The 17,879-nt window shown below is 68.9% G+C and carries 13 protein-coding genes; 7 read left to right on the forward strand and 6 right to left on the reverse strand.

Features of this window, described 5'->3' with window-relative positions; translation table 11 throughout:
• Positions 1–155 precede the first annotated feature (155 nt).
• Both ACN469_RS32955 and ACN469_RS32960 read left to right on the forward strand, forming a co-directional pair.
• Positions 156–536 carry a hypothetical protein gene (locus ACN469_RS32955; RefSeq protein ID WP_498774451.1) on the forward strand — a complete coding sequence of 127 codons (381 nt, stop codon included), beginning with the start codon at positions 156–158 and terminating at the stop codon, positions 534–536.
• Positions 537–1,361 (forward strand): hypothetical protein, encoded by an 825-nt coding sequence (locus ACN469_RS32960; RefSeq protein ID WP_498774453.1) that lies wholly within the window; start codon positions 537–539, stop codon positions 1,359–1,361.
• Positions 1,362–1,448: 87 nt separating this feature from the next.
• Here the strand turns inward: ACN469_RS32960 and ACN469_RS32965 are convergent, their stop codons facing one another.
• Both ACN469_RS32965 and ACN469_RS32970 read right to left on the reverse strand, forming a co-directional pair.
• Positions 1,449–2,390, reverse strand: a complete 942-nt coding sequence (locus tag ACN469_RS32965) for a lysylphosphatidylglycerol synthase domain-containing protein (RefSeq protein ID WP_498774455.1) — start codon at positions 2,388–2,390, stop codon at positions 1,449–1,451.
• Between the two features lie 72 nt (positions 2,391–2,462).
• The gene (locus ACN469_RS32970; RefSeq protein ID WP_498774457.1) at positions 2,463–2,921 is read right to left on the reverse strand and encodes a response regulator transcription factor; all 459 of its coding nucleotides are present in this window, start codon (positions 2,919–2,921) and stop codon (positions 2,463–2,465) included.
• A 440-nt stretch (positions 2,922–3,361) separates the two neighbouring features.
• Here ACN469_RS32970 and ACN469_RS32975 point away from each other — a divergent pair, with 440 nt between their 5' ends.
• The 3 genes from ACN469_RS32975 to ACN469_RS32985 all read left to right on the forward strand — a co-directional run bounded on the left by ACN469_RS32975 (position 3,362) and on the right by ACN469_RS32985 (position 6,758).
• A complete protein-coding gene (locus tag ACN469_RS32975) occupies positions 3,362–4,858 on the forward strand; it encodes a Do family serine endopeptidase (RefSeq protein ID WP_498774459.1) in 1,497 nt (498 codons plus the stop codon).
• A gap of 222 nt (positions 4,859–5,080) precedes the next feature.
• Positions 5,081–6,001, forward strand: a complete 921-nt coding sequence (locus ACN469_RS32980; protein ID WP_498774461.1) for a DUF6310 domain-containing protein — start codon at positions 5,081–5,083, stop codon at positions 5,999–6,001.
• A gap of 1 nt (position 6,002) precedes the next feature.
• Positions 6,003–6,758, forward strand: coding sequence for a DUF5953 family protein (locus ACN469_RS32985; RefSeq protein WP_498774463.1), 756 nt, complete (start codon positions 6,003–6,005; stop codon positions 6,756–6,758).
• 109 nt (positions 6,759–6,867) lie between these two features.
• Here the strand turns inward: ACN469_RS32985 and ACN469_RS32990 are convergent, their stop codons facing one another.
• The gene (locus ACN469_RS32990) at positions 6,868–7,257 is read right to left on the reverse strand and encodes a DUF1428 domain-containing protein (protein WP_498774465.1); all 390 of its coding nucleotides are present in this window, start codon (positions 7,255–7,257) and stop codon (positions 6,868–6,870) included.
• A 68-nt stretch (positions 7,258–7,325) separates the two neighbouring features.
• Entirely contained in the window at positions 7,326–7,676 is a 351-nt protein-coding gene (locus ACN469_RS32995; RefSeq protein WP_498774467.1) for a hypothetical protein, read from the reverse strand.
• 174 nt (positions 7,677–7,850) lie between these two features.
• Between ACN469_RS32995 and ACN469_RS33000 the strand changes: the two genes are divergently transcribed.
• Positions 7,851–11,882, forward strand: coding sequence for a serine/threonine-protein kinase (locus ACN469_RS33000; protein ID WP_498774469.1), 4,032 nt, complete (start codon positions 7,851–7,853; stop codon positions 11,880–11,882).
• 12 nt (positions 11,883–11,894) lie between these two features.
• Here the strand turns inward: ACN469_RS33000 and ACN469_RS33005 are convergent, their stop codons facing one another.
• Together ACN469_RS33005 and ACN469_RS33010 are read right to left on the reverse strand one after the other, a co-directional pair.
• Positions 11,895–13,694 (reverse strand): OPT/YSL family transporter, encoded by a 1,800-nt coding sequence (locus ACN469_RS33005; protein WP_498774472.1) that lies wholly within the window; start codon positions 13,692–13,694, stop codon positions 11,895–11,897.
• Positions 13,691–15,952: a serine histidine kinase EspA gene (locus tag ACN469_RS33010; RefSeq protein WP_498774474.1), complete on the reverse strand. Its 2,262-nt coding sequence runs from the start codon at positions 15,950–15,952 to the stop codon at positions 13,691–13,693. The genes ACN469_RS33005 and ACN469_RS33010 overlap by 4 nt, the downstream gene beginning before the upstream one ends.
• Before the next feature lie 282 nt (positions 15,953–16,234).
• Here ACN469_RS33010 and ACN469_RS33015 point away from each other — a divergent pair, with 282 nt between their 5' ends.
• Positions 16,235–17,644: a serine/threonine-protein kinase gene (locus ACN469_RS33015; protein WP_498774476.1), complete on the forward strand. Its 1,410-nt coding sequence runs from the start codon at positions 16,235–16,237 to the stop codon at positions 17,642–17,644.
• Positions 17,645–17,879 lie beyond the last annotated feature (235 nt).

Consider the following 17,879-nt stretch of genomic DNA (forward strand, 5'->3'; position numbering starts at 1 on the left):
TCCAATTTACAGGTCCTTGCCTTCGGACTAGAACATGGAAGAGGAGGTCTCAGACCATCGCACCAAAGAAATCAGCGGGCGGAAAATCCACCGGGGCCCGATGGAACATCCATCGAGATCCTCTATTTCGAGGAGATCATAAAGAAGGAGTCCAGGTGCCTACCCCCCTGTCAAACGACTCCATCGTGAGGCATGTGCTCTATCTGGACGGCGCCGGGCGAGAGACTCCTTATCTTTCAACCTCAGAGTCCCAAAGTGCAGCAAGCCATTTTGCTGGTCGCGACGGAAAGATATGGAAGACATTGGTGAAACACATCAAATCCAAGAATGTCCACCATATATCCATGAGTGACCTGCTGGCCATGCTTCGTGGCTCTGGTAAGGGGGCCGCTAAATGGCCGAGCGCGCTTGAGACTATGACAGCCAGAAAATACGTCGAGCAATGGTCGGAACACCTACTAGATTTCAGAGACCACAAGAAAACTCCCAAGGAGCAGCTTGAGCAGCTTGTTCATGAACTTTTCGAGGTACCGTAGATGCTGCCTCTTTCATGCGCTAACTGTTGCTTCAATGGGCTTCAGCACGACACGATCGGCACATCTTTTGGCTACTGCGTAGAGCACCGAAAGATTCTACGCTTCGCTGAAGAGCTGACATGCGGCAGACAATTCCGAAAAGATCTACCATTTGTATCCTCCGAACGCGAACACGAGCAGCATAGCAAGCTGTACTCCCGTGCGCGGGTGGCTTTCTTACGCGAGCGATCAGTAAGCCCCGAGGCGGCTGGCTTTATTGAACGGGATGCAGCTCCATTGCGTACAGATGCCGTTGGAGATGCAGTCGCCGACTATGGCCTGCTAGGCGCCAAGATCGAGTCGCTAGCTCGCCTGAAGCAACTTCAAGGTGTCCGCGCGGAAATTGCGATGCTCAGCATGGGACGCAGCTACGTACGGAGGTGTATCGAACGCAATGGCTCCTGGACAAGCGGCATTCATATACTGTGGTGGACACGGCGCCGCCTAACTCAAGAGCCCGAGATCACGATAAACGACATTAGAGTGGAATTGGCAATTCCACTTCCGCGCCAAATAGAAATCGCTCAATGGGCTGTTCTGATGCTACGCCTCATCTTCATCTCAGACATTGGGCATCACGCTAAAACCGCTAACCCGCGCAATTCTATCGGAAACTTGTCGAGTCTTGCCGAAGAGGCCGCTGCAGAAACTACAAATATCACACCTCATGCCCTTATAACTTGGCTCAAACGAAAGGGACTAAAACGTTTCGACGATGCCTTGCCAGAGCACACCTACATACGAATAGCCAAAGAATTGCATCGAAATGATGACGACCCCCTCTGACCATCCAATAACACCAAAACAACGCCCAATGTCTGGGAGACAGTTCAGCATACACGCAGACAAGGGCAAACAAGCGCCACCTCGACATTATTCTTTATTGAATTTGGCGCCGTGCAACAGGATTTCATATACAACAAGCATCACCGCCGCCACCGCGAAGGGCAGCAGGTAATAGACGATGCGGTACACCACGAGCGTGCCGAGCAGCATCGATGCCGGTACCTCCGGCGTCAGCGCCGCCAGGATGATGGAGTCGAACACCCCCAGCCCTCCAGGCACCTGACTGGCGATGCCCACCAGCTGCGCCACCGCGAACAACGCCACCATGCTCGGCGGCGAAATCCCCGCCCCCGACGGCAACAACACCCACAGCACCATCGCCGCCAACGTCCAGTCCAGACAGGACACCACCAGCTGCTCCAACGCCTGTCGCAGCGTGGGCAACGACAACTCCAGATGCAGCCGGGGCACCTTTAGCGTCCGCCGCACCCGCGCGCACAACACCAGGTAGGCCAGCAACACCCCGAGCAGGGCAACGCCCAGCCCCCGCGCCATCCCGGGCTCGAGCGACAGCGCCGACATGGCCCCCTGCCCCGCATCCACCACCAGCGCCACACCCGCCACCGCCAGCAGCCCCGCCCAGAACGTCAGCGCGTTGAACGTCCCCACCTGCGCCACATCCAGCGCCGTCAGCCCTCGCGCTGAATACAGCCGGTAGCGCACGCCGCCCCCCGTGAGGAACGACATGCCGATGTTGTGGCCAAACGCGTAGCCCACGAAGGACGTGAAGCCCACCTGCCGATACGGCAGCTTGCGCCCCAGGTGCCTCAGCGCCAGCACGTCATAGAGCGTCAACGCCAGGTAGTTGCTCGCCGCGAACACCACCGCCAACACGATGCGCTCGCGCGGAATCGACGCCAGCCCTTTGGCCACGTCGACGCCTCGAAGCTCGCGCAGCTCGTGGCGCATCACGATGAACGCCAGCGCCAGCAACACCATGGGGAGCAGGGCGAGGAGCGCTCGCCTCAATTGGGTCCGAGAGAGCACCCTTCGACAGTGCGCACCTGCTTGAGTCCCCGCCCGCGCCGGGCAGGCAGGGACTCAGCGGGCCGGCGGGACGAGCGCCTCCGCCGTGGCGCACAGGTCTTCCATCGCGAAGGGCTTGTCCAGCACCCGCGCCGCGCCCAGCTGCTCCGCGTCACGATGCAGCTGCGCATCTCCAAACGCGGTGATGAGGATGACCGGCGTCGTCCAACCCTCGCGCCGCAGCCGCGCCACCACCTCCAGCCCCGAGTACCCCGGCATGCGCACGTCGGTGATGATGAGGTCCGGCACCTGCGTCTGGTCCGCCAGCAGGCCGTCGACGATGGCCTGCACCAGGCCAGGCCCATCAGAGGCCTCCACCACCTCATAGCCCTGGCGATGGAGCGCCCTGCGCAACAACGCGCGCATCTCCGGCTGGTCCTCCGCGACGAGGACTCGCGGACGCTGCCCTCGCTCCACATGCAGGAGCGGCCACGGCAGCGCTCCCGACTGCTCCTGCTCTTCGTCTGGCCCCATCAAGGTCGACTCCTTCCTGCGTGGTGGGCTGCCCGCCCTCCCGCCTTCCTCGAGGAAGCACGGAACGTGACGAGCGGACCCGGGCAGAGCATTCGACGTGCCACTTCATTCCCCAGCAGGAGAAGGCACTTCGCCCCGGGGACATTTGCCCCGGCCGGGGCACATTGCCCCGCGCTCCTTGCCCCGCCGCCCTCACCCTCAGAGGAGAACACCCCTCGCGAGGCCCTGGCCCGGCACATGCACAAGGGTCTGGCATCGGTTCGGATGTGGGGACTCGCGGAACGAGCCCCGAGCAATGGCAGCCGTCGGGAGTCGGGGGACGACCAGCGGCAGACCTTTCCACCTCCAGGGGGAGCCATTCCGCGTCCTCCCCACATCTGAACCGATTCTCAATCACTCTTTCCTGACCGGACTGACTCCGGTCTCACGGAGAACGAACGATGGCCTGCTCGCTCCCCTCTCGCCGTTTCCTCGGTGCCCTGGCCCTCCTGCCCGCCGCGACGCTGGGCTTCGCGTGCGGACAAGCACAGGCCTTGAGCTCTTCCAATTCCTCTCAAGCCACGGCCACCGTCGCGGCCACGGCGACGGCCGCCGCGACGCCCTCCGGCGCGCCCGTGCAGCCCGCGCGCTTCAACCCCGCGACGTCCGGCACCGTCACCTCGCTGGCGCCCCTGGTCGACTCGGTGAAGGGCTCCGTCGTCTATGTGGAGGTGCAGGCCCGCCCCAAGCGCATGTCCGGCATGCAGGGCCTGCCTCCGGGCATGGCCGAGCGCTTCGGCATGATGCCGCCGGGCATGCAGGGCAACCCGCAGCCACGCCAGGGCCTGGGCTCGGGCTTCATCATCGACGCGACGGGCACCGTCCTCACCAACAACCACGTGGTGGAGGGCGCGGACGTGGTGCGCGTGAAGCTGGAGGATGGCCGCTCGTTCGAAGCGGAGGTGCTCGGGAGAGACCCGCTCACCGACGTCGCGCTGCTCAAGCTCAAGGGCGCGCCGAACAACCTGCCCTTCGTGCCGCTGGGTGACTCGGACGCGGTGCGCGTGGGCGACGCGGTGATGGCCATCGGCAACCCGTTCGGCCTGGACTCCAGCGTCAGCGCCGGCATCCTCTCCGCTCGCGCCCGGGACATCCACTCCGGCCCGTACGACGACTTCCTCCAGACGGACGCCGCCATCAACCCCGGCAACTCCGGCGGCCCGCTCTTCAACATGAAGGGCGAAGTCGTCGGCATGAACACCGCCATCATCGGTGGCGCCAGCGGCATCGGCTTCGCGGTGCCCAGCAACCTCATCCGCGCGCTGTTGCCCCAGCTCCAGGAGACGGGCGCGGTGCGCCGTGGATTCCTGGGCCTGGCCATCCAGGACCTCACGCCGGAATTGGCGCGCGCCCTCAAGGTCGACGCGGCCAAGGGCGCCGTCGTGTCCGGCATCACCCGTGGAGGCCCTGGAGACCGCGCGGGCCTCAAGGAAGAGGACATCATCACCTCCGTCGGAGGTCGCGCGGTGGAGTCCGCCGGAACGCTCACCCGCGCCGTGGCGCTGCTCAAGCCCGACAGCCGCGTGAAGGTGGAGCTGGTGCGCGGTGGCAAGCCCATGTCGCTGGACGTGACGCTCGGAACGCGTCCGGCCCAGCGCGGCGAGGAGGAAATCACGCCGCGCAACTCCACCGCTCCCGCCACGCGCAAGCTGGGCATCAGCCTGCGAGACGCGGAGGGCGGCGGCGCTCAAATCATGGAGGTGGAGCCCGGCAGCCCCGCCGAGCGCGCGGGCCTGATGCCCGGCATGGTGCTGATGCAGGTAGGTGACGGCAAGGTGTCCACCGCGTCCGACGCGGCCAACACCCTGTCCTCCGCGAAGTCGGGCGCCGCGCTCCTGTTGCGCGTGCGAGCCCCGGACTCGGAATCCACGGTGCTTCGGGCCCTGGAGATTCCGTAGTCCCTCACGGTGTCCGGCGGGCCTTCCCTCCCACCCGCCGGACGCCGCTGAGGTTTTCTACGGGGTGCGTTCCAATCCATTCGCGGAATGGCTCCCAGTTTCCCTGAGGGACACCCGCCCGGAACTCGCGAAAGGCGAGTCTGAGCACCCCTGTCGTTGGTGGTTGCTGGCAGAGTCCACGAGCGGCGAGCCCTACTCCTTCGCTCGCTAGACTGGGCGAACATGACCGTCAGACTTCGTGCCTGCGCAGCACTCCTGCTCTTCCTCTCGGCGTGCGCGACATCGACTCCGAGCCTGAAAGCGCGCGTGCCCCAGAACCCCAGGATTGCCAACCTCCAGCGAGCGGCAGAGCTGCCCTGGACAGACGGAGGACGGTGCGTCGTCCGTGAGGCGTCCCAGCCTTGGCCCGTGTTGGCGGAGCGGTGCTACCAGGCACTCGACCATGACCGGGTCCGGTTCAATGATCCCACGGGCAGGTGCACCGTTGCCTCGGCGGGCGCGATGGTGCTGGGAACCGGACTCTGCATCCTGGCTGCGCCCGAGATTGTCGTGGGTGCCGTGGTCGTCATGGGCTTGGTGGTGGTGGGAGTCGCCATCAAGGAAGCGCTGGATGCGTATGAGCTGAGGGGGAATAGCTCGGAGGAAGTAGAGTCCGCGCCTCAGACAAAACCCGCCCTGCCAGAGCCCTCCGCGAATCGTAAGCCCAAGCTTGAGCCAGCAGGGCAGGATGGGTTCCCCCCGGTGCCGACCGAGCCGATGGGACGCGAGCGCCGCCCGGAGTGCCAGCCACGTCGGGTGAATCACCGGGGTGGTAATGATCCACACAACAACTGCGCCGACAGGATTCCGAACAACAGCTTCCCCGGCTGGGATGTGTTCGTGAATGGGAAGAACTTCGACGCGCTGCAACTGGCCCACCGCACGCTCTGGGAAATCAAGACCGACAACTTCGACACATACAGTGACTTTCTCCGAGGCCGTGTAGTCAGAGACCAGGTGCCGAAGATGAGGAGTGAGCGCGCCCTCGCACTGGCCTGCGGCTTTGACTTCCGGGTCGGTGTGCGCAGTAAAGCGCATCAGGAAGCACTCGAAGACGCAGCCCCGGACCTCAAAGGCCTTATCGTCGTCATGGACTGGTGCTGAGATGACCGCCCCGAGAAAAATCACCCTCATCGTCTACGCGCCAGAGCTCATGGGTGACGACAATCGCCCTGTGGTCGTGGTGCACGGAATGGAGCGTGCGCTCCCTGGCCTGCGCCTGGAGTGGAGGGTTTCCGAAGACGGGCAGCCGATCGCATTGCCTCACCGCGACACGTGGCTCGCGGAAGAGACCCGAGACGGGGGATTTCCTCTCGTGTGCAACGGTGACGAGGGCTACCCCGTGATGATTTCCGGGTGGGAAATGCCAGCGGACAGCTCTCCAGGAGGTCAGGCACAATTCGAGGTCCATGCGGAGCTACCACCCGACTCCGTCGAGGGCACATCGGTGGCGGACGTGCTGGAGGCCGTGGCGGATGGCGCACGCGCATACTGGGGGCATGCCACGCCGTTCCGTGCCAGCGTGGACATCGCACGCCAGACAAAGAATTTGCCCGACGACCTGGAAGCTCCTCCTCGGGGACTCCCGGTCATCAAATCCCCTCGTGCCATGCGCCTGCCGGAAATTCCGCATCGCCTTGGGTGGCTCAACTACTGGTCGGCCGCCGCCGCACGCGCCATCGGATTCCCAGACCTCACCCGCGACACGGACCTGCTGTCACGGGCCCGGCGCACGGCATCAGGCGGCTGGGTCGTACGACTCACGGACGCGCCGCTCGACCTGGACAACCCTGCCCACCGGGAAGCGCTCCTGCGGGCTTATGAGCGCTTCCCGGAGATAGGTGGTCGAGCAACACCCTGACCCCTTCGAGCCATGACGCGGCTCAGCTTCGGTCCACGGTTCCGGACGTGGGCCGCATCCGTGGAGGACATGTAGCAGGCCGCGCGTCAGGCGCCTTCAAGTCAGAGAATTACATCGAGACGATGGGCTTGAAGCCGCCGTACATCATCCGCTTCATGTCGAAGGGCATGGTCTTCTGGTCCGCCAGCCGGGGGTCGTTCATGACCAGCTTGTTGATGCGATTGCGGTCAGCCTTCGACGCATAGACGATGAAGGAGAACACCACCGTCTCGCCCTCCTTGCGCTTCACGCTCTTCGCGAACAGGGCCAGCGGGACTTCGGAGATATCGTCGGCGACACACTCGAAGTACTGGAGCGCGCCGTGCTCGCGCCAGATCTTCCCTGCCTTGCGAGCAATCTTGCGATAGGCGGCGAGGTTCTTCGTGGGCATCGGCAAGACGAATCCGTCGACGTAGGACATGCCAACCTCCAGCAGCGAGAAGAGCGGCAAGTCAACCACGCCGCTCCTCGAAGCACTGGCAGAATCCTTTCATCACGACGAGATTCCGACACCTCGGCGCGAAGCGCTCACGTCCCCGGTCGGAAGCGCAGGGCGCTCCAGACGGAGTCGATGGCCACCTGCCGCACGGCATGGATGCCCTCCTGCTCCAGGCGCCTGGCGAGGATGTCCCGGTTGAGGTCCGTGTCGAGCTGACCCGCCTTCGGATACGCCACCCACGTGACGCGGTCCTCCTTCGCGGCGGCGATGACGGGCGCGGACTTCGCGTCCACGTCCTCCATCCGCGGCACGAAGAGGAGCAACGCCTCCGCCTTCACGGAGGACGTCGTCGCGACATCGTCCAGGTCGACTCCCTTGGGCTTGCCGATGACTCGGGCCTTCATGCCCTCCTTGAAGTTCAGCTTCTTCGCCAGGCTCACGGGACGTGCTCCTCCTTGGTGGAAGCGGACATGACAGCATCGCCTCCGGAGCCAGGGCAATGAACGTGCGTTCGCGCAAGCAAGAGGCCCTGGAGTCCGGGTGATGCGCGACCGACCCCCGGGGTAACCGAGGGGTGACCTGAATCCCCATTGCATTTGGCGTAGAGTTGCCCGGTGCCGCGCTGCCAGACATGTGGGCGGCGTTGGGAAGGCTCCCACGCGCCGTGCCCGCCTAGCTCACCCGCCGACGGGGCGGGACGTGTGACGTCCGTCGTCGAGCCCGCCCCACCGCTCATCCCCGGCTATCGCGTGGAGGGAGTGCTGGCGCACGGCGGCTTCGGCGTGCTCCTGAACGCCTGGCGCGAGACGGACCAGCAGCGCGTGGCCATCAAGCTGGCCCGCACCGGAAATGCCCTGGCGCGCGCGCAGCTCATCCGGGAGTCGGAGGCGCTGCGCACGCTGGGGCCTCCCATCGTGCCCGCGCTGTACGAGGAGGGCGTGCTCTCCGGAGGCATACGCTTCCTCGTCATGGAGCACGTCCCGCTGCCCACCCTGGCGGAGCGACTGGCGCGCGCCGCGGGACCCGTGCCGGCCCAGGAGCTGGCCGCCCTGGCGCTGTCGGTGGCGGACACCGTGGCCCTGGTCCATGCGCGGGGGCTCGCCCACTGCGACTTGAAGCCGGAGCACCTCTTCCTCAATGAGGACGGCGGCGGACAGGTCCGCGTCTTCGACTTCGGTCTGGTGCGCGGCACCTCGCCCCAGGAAGGCTCCGCCCTGCCCGGTGAGGGCGCGACGACGAGCGACTCGTCGGGCTTCGCCGGCACCGCGGAGTACATGGCGCCGGAGCAGTGCGCGGGCAACTCGGACGTGGACGCGCGCACGGATGTGTATGCGCTGGGCGTGCTGCTCTACGAGATGCTCACCGGCCGACCGCCCTTCTTCGGCCCCACGCCGGACGTGCTCCAGGCGCACCTGGCCCTGCGCCCTCCCGCGCCCTCCGACTTCGCGCCCGTGCCTCCGGCGCTGGAGGAGGTCGTGCTGCGCTGTCTGGCCAAGGAGCGCGCGCGCCGCCCCGAGGACGCCGCCGCGCTGGCCACCGCGCTGCGCGAGGCCTTCACCCATGCGCACCGTCCCCTCGAGCCCCTCACGCCCAGGCCCGCCTCGCCCGGAGAGCCCCGCCCCGCGCAGGTGCGCCGCTCCGTCGCCGTGCTCTTCCTGACGTCCCGCGCCAACCCCGTCAGCCTGCAGAAGGGGCTCGCCTCCTACGGGGGGCATCTGGCCTTCACGGATGGGCCGCGCATCGCCGCCGTGTTCGACCCGGACGTGGGAGAGAACCCCGTGCGCCGGGCCATGCGCGCCGCCGAGGGACTGGCCGACCGGGGACTCGCCGCGAGCGCCCTCGTCGACGTGTCCGCCGTCACCGTGCAGCGCCGCCCCACCGGCACCCCGCGCTACCTGGGCGCCATCCTCTCGCGCACGGACCGCTACCCCACCGGGCCGGAGACCCATGGGCTCCTGCTGTCGCCGGCCGCCGCGGAGGCCGTGCCGGAGGTGCCTTGCACCGAGGTGCCGGGCCACCCCGGGCTCTTGCGCCCCGCGTCCCCAGGCGCCGCGCCGCGCCCCGACATCACCGTGCTCCAGCTGGGCAGCGAGGTGCTGGTGGGCCGCGAGGCGGAGCTGACCTCGCTGGTGGACAGCGCCCGCGCGGCCGTGGGCGAGGCGGCCCCCACCCTCGTCACCGTCCTGGGCGAGCGGGGGCTGGGCAAGAGCCACCTCGCCGCCGCGCTCGCGCGTGAACTCCAGATGCAGTTGCCACTGACTCGCATCTACACCACGCGCTCGCGCGAGCCCGTCCAGGGCGACCCGGACGGCACGCTGCGCACGCTCTTGCGCTGCGCCCTCAACGCCTTCGAGAGCGAGAACACGGACACGGAGGAGCAGGGCCGCGCGGCCATCATGCAGCGGCTGGGGCCCACGCTGGGCACGGAGCTGTGGCCCGGCGTGGCCGCGACGCTGGGATGGTATGCGCCGGGTGGGCCGGAGCTGCAGAGCTGGGCGGCGGCCCCGGGCGCGCTGCGCTCCCTGGCCATGCGCGCCACCGGCGAGCTGCTGGCCACCACCGCCCGCGAGCGCCCGCTGTGCCTGGTCATCGACGACGCGCACTTCGCCGAGGAGACGGCGCTGGATGCGCTGGAGTACGCGTGCCTCGCCGAGGCGAGCGTGCCCATCTGGGTGTGCGTGCTGGCGCGCCCGGGGTTCGAGAAGAGCCGACCCTTGTGGGGTGCTCGCGCGGCCCGGCAGGCCACGGTGGCCCTGCGCGCGCTGGGCGCGGAGCAGGCGCAGGCGCTGTGCCGCATGCTCCTCAAGCCGGTGGAGAACGTGCCGGCGCAGGCGGTGGACCGCATCGTCGAGCGCGCCCAGCACGTGCCGCTCTACATGGTGGAGCTGGTGCGCGGCCTCAAGCGCCAGGGACTGGTGCGCCAGCGCGCCCCGGGCGGGAGCTGGTACCTCGTCACGGACGGCGTGGAGAAGGTGCCCGAGCTGCGGCTGGTGGAGTGGCTGGCGGACCGCGAGCTGAGCGCGCTGCCGTCGACGCTGGCCGCGCACGCCCGGCTGTGCGCCCTGCTGGGCACGGACTTCACCGCCGCCACGGCGGAGGGCGTGGTGCGAGAGCTGGAGCGCGACGGCGCGGCCGGGGGCTTCCCGCTGGACGCGGGGCACGCGACGCGACGGCTGCTCGACTCCGGGCTGCTGGTGTCCCACCGTCAGGAGGGACTGAGCTTCCGCAACGAGCTGCTGCGCGACGCGGTCGCCGCCACCCTCCCCGCCGCCGAGCGACAGCGCATCCACCGCGCCGCGTACCGCTACTTCCTGGGCCCCGCGGGCGCCAGCGAGCGACAGCGCCTGCCTCGCCTCGCGCTGCATGCCGCCGCAGCGGACCTGCGCGACGAGGCCGCCGCGCTCTCCATCGACCTGGCCGAGTCCGCGCGCGGTCGCCATGCGTTCCTCGACGCGGAGGCCATGTACACGCGCGCGCTGGACTTGCTGGAGAGCTCGGACGAGCTGCGCTGCCTCACCGCCCTGCGCGGGCGCGGGCTGATGCGCATCCGCATCGGCCGCTATGACGATTCGCTGGCCGACTTCGCCGCCGCGCGGGAGCGGGCCCGCGGGCTGGGGGACATCCGGACGGAGGTGGAGCTGCTGCTGGACGAGGCCATGGCGCTGGACTGGGTGAATGACTATCCCGCCAGCGAGGCCCGCGCGCTGGAGGCCCAGGCGAAGGCGGCGCACGTGGGCTCGGCGTACGTGCAGGGCCGGTTGCTGCTCGCCGTGGGCCGCGCGCTGTTCCGCAAGGGTGAGTGGCAGGAGGCCCGCGAGCCCCTGGAGGCGGCGGCGGAGATTGCCCGGCGCCTGGGTGACGCGGGCTATGAGACGCAGGTGGTGTCACAGCTCCTGCTGGCGGTGATGCTCCCCAACCTGGGGGACATCGACGAGACGGACCGCGTGCTGACGGAGGTCATCGCCGCGTGCACGGAGCGTGGCGACTTGTTCCACCTGGGCAGCGCCATCAACAACCGCCGCAACCTTTGGGTGGCCCGGCGAGACCTGGCCAACGCGTTGAAGGACCAGGAGCGCTTCATGCACCTGGGGCGCGAGCTGGGCATGGTGGGCTGGGAGTACTTCGCCGAGCACAACCTGGGCGAGCTGCACTACCAGGCCGGAGACGTCGACGCGGCCACGCCGCACATCACCCGGGCCATTGCCCTGGAGCGCCGGCATCCGGAGGTGGCACCCAGGCCGTGGGCCCTGCTGCTCCAGGCGCGCACCATGGCGTGGCTCGGACGGCAGGCGCGGGCTCGCGAGCTGCTCGCGCAGGTGCGGCAGGTGTTGGCGGAGGGCCGCAACGGCGTGGAGCTGAGCCCGTCGGAGGAGGTGCTCTTCGCCATGGTGGAGCTGGCCACGCGCGACGCCACGGCGGAGGCATGGAACACCCTGCGGGAGTGGTCCTCCCAGGTGTCCGTGGAGCAGGAGCCGCTTGAGGTGCTGGAGATGATGGGGCTGGCGGCGCTGCGCCGGGGCGAGCGCGAGGAGGCCATCCACATCCTGACGGACGCGCTCCAGCTCGCCTCGCGACTGCCCAATCTGATGGAGGCGCGCATCCGCCGCTCGCTGGAGCGTGCTCGGGACAGCGCCCCTCCGACGTGAAGCCGCCGGACGCTACGCCATCCAGCCCAGCAGCTTGAGCGCGCCGATGAGCACTCCCGCGAGCGACTCCGCGGCAATCGCCCCCGCCGCCAGCGCGGGCACGTTGCGCACCGTCGCTTGCGGCCAGCGCCACCGGGCCACCGCCGCCAGCGCTCCGCCCAGGCACAGCGTCACCGCGAAGTAGGCGGGCAGGATGAAGCCGATTCCCATCGCCACCGGAGAAGGCACCCAACGCGCCTCCCGCTCCCTCGCCAGCAGCGTCAAGAGCGCGCCCACGCCCGCCGCGATACCGCCCGCCAGCGCCGCGTTCGGCGGCAGGCCCGACAGCCCCTTCACCGCCAGCTCCGCCACCGCTCGGAACTGATGCGAGAACGGCGCGGGCAGCGCCTCCGAGCCCAGCCCATACGCCCGCGTCAGCAGCAGGTACGCCGGCACGCTCACCAGCGAGCCCGCCAGCACCCCCACCAGCTGCGCCCCGAGCATCCGCCGTGGCGAGGCCCCCAACAGGTGCCCCGCCTTGAGCGCCCACATGCTCACGCCCGTCTGCGCCGCCGCGCCCGACACCACGCCACCCACCGCGATGTTGGGCGCCACCGCTCCCGGCAGCAGCACCCCGGCCGCCACCTGGGAGAGCTGCCCCACCTGCGTCACCGGCGAGACGTCCACCTGTCCCGCGCCACGCGCGCACACCGCGCACAGCGGCAGCAGCACCACCAGCGACAGCAACACCTGCGGCACGCTCATCCCGAACAGGCCCACGCCCAGCGCCAGCGTCAGCACGGCCGCCGCGCCACCGCACAACCACGCCCACCGGGGGAGCACTCCACCGCGCCTCAGCGAGCCCACGTCCTTCGCCGCGCTCCAGAAGTCCCGCGCCTGCGCCGCGAGCGACACCACCGCCGAGCCCACCAGCAGCCCCACGCCGGGCCACGTGAGCCAGTTCAGCAGCGAGTCATAGGTCGCCTCCTTCACCGCACCCGTGCTCAAGAGCCACGGCGCCAGTGCGCCCCAGCCCACGAGCGCCCCCACCAGCATGCTCAAGCCCAGGTGCAGCCCCGCCATCATCCCCACCGCCACCAGCATGGGGCTCCACGCCAGACCCCACGTCAGCGACGCGGTCGATACACCGCCCACCGAGCCCGGCGCCGCCACCATCCCCGGCAGCTTCTGAAGCACATCGCGCACCGCCGTGATTCCCGTGGCCACCACCGCCGCCACCGCCAACCACACGCCGCGCCCGCGATTCTCCTCGGGCGCCGAGACATGCATCGCGGTGATGAGCTCCGCCGTGGTGATGCCCGTGGGGAAGGCCAGCGCCTCCTCCTCCAGCAACCGGCGCCGCAGCAGGTGCGCGGCCAGCACGCCGAGCACGCCCAGCGCCACGCTCCACACGGCCACTCCCACGCCGGGCACGTCCAATCCCATCAGCATCAGCGCGGGCAGCGGCCCCAGCAACCCCGCCGCCGCCGGCATGGCGCCCACCGACACCGCCGCCACCTGCGTGAGGTTGTTCTCCAGCGGCGTGTACGGCGAGCCTCGCCTGCGCGACACCGCCGCCAGGCCACCGAAGCCCAGCACCGCCGCCGTCACGGAGCCGCTCTCCCACCAGCCCAGCTTCAACCCCATGGACACGTTGGTGACGGCCAGCAGCGCGCCGACGACGAGCCCCATGCCCAGCGCACGCGGCGACCACTCACGCGGCTCGCGAACAGGGGACGGCGACGACTCGGGGACCACCGCCAGGCGTGCATCGCCGACGGTCTCAGGTACGACGGGAGTGGAGGACACGGTGGCTTTCGAGGGACTGCTCATCTTCCCGCCTCCGCCGAACGTCCCACCAGCTCGCGGAGCTGTGTGAGGTCCAGCGGCTTGGAGATCTTCAAGTTGGGCACCTCGCGCAGGAAGGACACCGTGCGCGGGGTGAAGGCGCCGCCCGTCATGAACACCATGCGGCCCGCCTGCTCCGGCACGCTGCGCCCCAGCTCGTGGTACAGGTCCATGCCCGTCATCCCCGGCATCATCACGTCGCAGAGGATGAGGTCGAAGCGGCTGCCCTCGTTGAGCAGCCGCAGCGCCGCCTGCGCGCTGTTCGCCGTGGCGACCTCATGGTCCGCCGCCAGCGAGCGCTGGAGCGCCAGCGTCACGTTCGGCTCGTCATCCACGACGAGGATGCGCGCCCGCGCGTTGATGGCCACCACCGCCGTGAGCCGGGGCAGCACCTCCAGCTCCCGCGTGGCCGCGCGCAGCACCACTCGGAAGGTGCTCCCCTTGCCCGGCTCGCTCTCCGCGTGGATGGAGCCACCCATCGACTCGATGATGCCGTGGCAGATGGACAGCCCCAGCCCCGTGCCCACGCCCACCGGCTTGGTGGTGAAGAACGGGTCGAAGATGCGGTCCATCACCTCCGGAGACATGCCCATGCCCGTGTCGCGCACCTCCACCAACACCCGGCCGCGGTCTCCCGCGCGGATGACGACGCGGATTTCATGCTCGTGCTCCGGCGAGCGGTCCTCCGGAATCGCCTGCGCCGCGTTGAGCAGCAGGTTGAGGAACACCTGGCACAGCCGGGACTCGCTGGCCTCCACCGGGGCCACCGGCTCGAACTCCGTCACCAGCCGGGCGCGGTGGCGGATGACGTTGTCCGCCATCTTGCACGCCAGCTCCACCGCGCGACGCACGTCCACCGGCATCAGCCGCACTTCCTGCTCGCCCCGCGCGAAGACCTTCAAGTCGCGGACGATGGTGGCGATGCGCTCGGCGCCCTCCGTCGTCTCGCGCACCAGCTGCTGGAGCGAGGCGATGGCCGCCGCGGGCACCTGGCTCTCCATCCGCTCCAGCCCCTCGCGAACCAGGTGCAGGTTGACGAGCATGTAGGCCAGCGGGTTGTTGATTTCGTGCGCCACGCCCGCGCCCAGCGTGCCCACCGACGCCAGCCGGTCCGCCACGACGAGGTGCGCCTGGAGCTGCTTGCGCTCCGACGTGTCCCGGTGGACCATGATGTTGGCAATCGTGCGCCCCTCGCTGTCGCGCAGCGGGACGACGACGGACTCGCACCAGCACGTGGTGCCGTCGCGCCGCTTGAACTCCAGCTCTCCCGTCCACCGTCCCTGCTTCTCCAGCGCCGCCAGCACCATGCCGGTGAGCCGGTCCGGCTCGTCCGGGTGCAGCACGCGGAAGAGCGTCTGCCCCATCGCCTCCGTCTTGTTGCGGCCGAACATCCGCTCCGCGCTGGCGTTCCAGTCGATGATGCCGCCGCCCAGGTCCGTAATCACCACGCCGTCGTAGATGCTCTCGAAGATGAGCGCCTGGCGGTTCAGCTCCTGCTCGGCCTGCTTGCGCGCGGTGATGTCCATCACCGTGCCCGTCACCCGTGCGGGCATGCCCGCCGCGTCGCACAGCACGTCACCCTTGCAGGAAATCCAGCGCCACCCGCTGCCCTGCGGCTCAATGCGGTAGTCCACGTCCACCTGCGTCTTCTTCTCCAACGCGGTGGACAGGGACTCGCGCACGCGCGGCAGGTCCGCCGGGTGCACCACCTCCTCCAGCTCCATGGCCCGGCCGGACAGCTTGCCCACGGGCAGCCCCAGGAGCCGGTCCACGTGCTCGCTCCACGTCACCCGGCCGCTCTGCGCGTTCCAATCCCAGATGCCCACGCGCGCGGCGGACAGCGCCTGCCGCAGCTGCTCCTCGCGCTGCTCCAAGAGCTCCCGCTTGGAGAAGCGGAACACCGTGACGGTGCCAATCTGGAGCCGGTCACCCTCCTGAAGCTCCGCCGTGGCGACGGGCGTGCCGTTGAGCAGCGTGCCGTTGGTCGACTCCAAGTCCGTGACGTGGCAGCCGCCGTCGGGCGCGCGGATGATGCGGGCATGCTTGCGGGAGACGCCGTGGTCGTCGATGCGCACCGTGGCTTCGGAGCCCCGGCCGATGATGTGCTCGCCCGGCTCCAGCCGATACGCCTTGCCGATGGCGGCCGGCGTCGTCGTGCTGATGAGGATGAGGCAGGCACCCGTCGAGGAGGGCGGAGCCAGCACCATGCCGGCGCAGGTCGTGAGATCATCCAATGTCGTCATCAAGAGGCCCCCCGGGCCCCCGCGCCGCGTCCATCCACCCGACCAACCCCGACTCGCGCGCGTGAGGTCACGTCCCGGGAATCCAGCAGTCCCTGGTCACGGCGTCCAACCACCCGGGGTGTTGGGGCGCCCGAGCATACGCAAGGCAACATCTGCCCCGCTGTCCCCCACCCGAGGTGATGGGTGGTGAACGCATGCCAGGGATTGGCGCGACGCGGCGGGCGCTTCGGGCCCGGGGCGTGCAGCAGGGCTCCAAGGTGGGTGCTAGGGTGCCCTTTACACATGGCGGCCGACTCCGAGAGCACGTTCCGCATCCAGGCACGGGCGGATCTGCATGTCTCCGAGCGGGGGCGCGGCGATGCGGGCAAAGGTGACCGAGGCCCCGGCACGCTCGCGGGCGAGTACATCCTCAAGGCCCTGCTCGCCTCCGGTGGCCACGGCAGCGTCTATGAAGCCGAGCACCGGATTCTGGGCCGCCGCGCCGCGGTGAAGGTGCTGCACCCCCACCTGGCGGATCAGGGCGAGATGCTCAAGCGCTTCGTGCGCGAGGCCCGCGTGGTGAACCAGATTCGCCACCCCAACATCGTGGATGTCTATGACTTCGGGCTGATGCCGGACGGCAGCCCCTACTACGTCATGGAGCTGCTCGCCGGTCGCACGCTGGGCCAGGTGGTGCAGGAGCGCGGCCGGCTGTCCGCGTCCCGTGCGCGCGCCTACCTGGAGCCCGTGTGCGGCGCGCTGGAGGCGGCGCACCGCGCGGGCGTCGTCCACCGCGACTTGAAGGCCAGCAACATCCTCGTCGTGGAGGAGGGCGAGAAGCCCCGGGTGAAGCTGCTCGACTTCGGCATCGCCAAGCTGATGCACGCGGAGGGCTCGCAGGAGGGCCTCACCATCGCCGGCCAGCGGCTGGGCACCGCGCACGCCATGGCCCCCGAGCAGTTCCGCGGCGGCACCATTGGCCCGTACACGGACATCTACGCGCTGGGCGTGCTGCTGCATCAACTGCTCACCGGCCGCTACCCGTTCCTCTGCGAGGACCGGATGGAGTTGGAGCGGCTGCACCTGGAGGCCCCCGCGCCCAGGCCCAGCGCCATCGCCCCGGTGTCTCCCGCCGTGGACGCGGTGGTGCTGCGCTGCCTGGAGAAGGACGCCGGCCGCCGCTTCACCAGCGTGGGCGCCTTCCTCGCCGCGCTCGCCGACGCCGCCGAGGAGCCCGTACAGCCCGCCCACCGCTCCCGGCTGGCGCTCGCCGTCCACGCCGAGGTGCTGCTGCCCTCCGCCGCCCAGGACGACGACGCGATGTACGCCGTGCTCGCCGACGTGCTGGATGGCCTGGAGCAGGGCCTGCGCGGCGGCGGCTTCCTGCTCGCGCTCCAGTCCGGCACCACGCTGCTGGCCGTGCGCCCGCTGGAGAACGGCGCGCCCACCCCGGAGCGCACCGCGTACCTGCGCGAGGCCGAGCGCTCCCTGCGCATCCTCCAGCAGGCCGCGCAGAAGCTCGCCGACCCCGTGGATGCCACCGTCCACCTGTGCCTGCACCTGGGCCAGGCCGAGACGCGCGGCGACACCGGGGAGTCCGAAGTCGTGGGAGGCCCCGTCACCGACGTGGGCGCCTGGCGACTGCGCGGACCCGAGGGCTTTGCCCTCACCCCCGCCGCCGCACTGTCTCTGGAATTCCCGGAACCCATCTAGACCTCCCGGGAATGACGGGTCTCCGTTGAATCCGATTCATCCATGACTCCCTGAGTCCTGGACTTTACACCCTGACTGTCATGATTCGGCCGCCATGGGAAATTTATCGTCCCTGCGGCATGCAAGCCAGCTGAACCCCCGGCAAAACTTGTCGAACCCATCAGCTACAGCGGCATTCTTTGGGAATGCTGGAACTGGTGGACGACAAGGTGGTCAGCGAGCGCTGGCCACCACA

This window comes from Corallococcus terminator (assembly GCF_049194865.1).
GTDB classification, from domain to species: domain Bacteria; phylum Myxococcota; class Myxococcia; order Myxococcales; family Myxococcaceae; genus Myxococcus; species Myxococcus terminator_A.

Excerpts from the sequence above, each read along its gene's own strand:
- ACN469_RS32985 (WP_498774463.1), top strand. The coding sequence starts at position 6,003 with ATGACCGCCCCGAGAAAAATCACCCTCATCGTCTACGCGCCAGAGCTC.
- ACN469_RS32975 (WP_498774459.1), top strand. The coding sequence starts at position 3,362 with ATGGCCTGCTCGCTCCCCTCTCGCCGTTTCCTCGGTGCCCTGGCCCTC.
- ACN469_RS32970 (WP_498774457.1), bottom strand. The coding sequence starts at position 2,921 with ATGGGGCCAGACGAAGAGCAGGAGCAGTCGGGAGCGCTGCCGTGGCCG.
- ACN469_RS33005 (WP_498774472.1), bottom strand. The coding sequence starts at position 13,694 with ATGAGCAGTCCCTCGAAAGCCACCGTGTCCTCCACTCCCGTCGTACCT.
- ACN469_RS32960 (WP_498774453.1), top strand. The coding sequence starts at position 537 with ATGCTGCCTCTTTCATGCGCTAACTGTTGCTTCAATGGGCTTCAGCAC.
- ACN469_RS33015 (WP_498774476.1), top strand. The coding sequence starts at position 16,235 with ATGGCGGCCGACTCCGAGAGCACGTTCCGCATCCAGGCACGGGCGGAT.
- ACN469_RS32980 (WP_498774461.1), top strand. The coding sequence starts at position 5,081 with ATGACCGTCAGACTTCGTGCCTGCGCAGCACTCCTGCTCTTCCTCTCG.
- ACN469_RS33010 (WP_498774474.1), bottom strand. The coding sequence starts at position 15,952 with ATGACGACATTGGATGATCTCACGACCTGCGCCGGCATGGTGCTGGCT.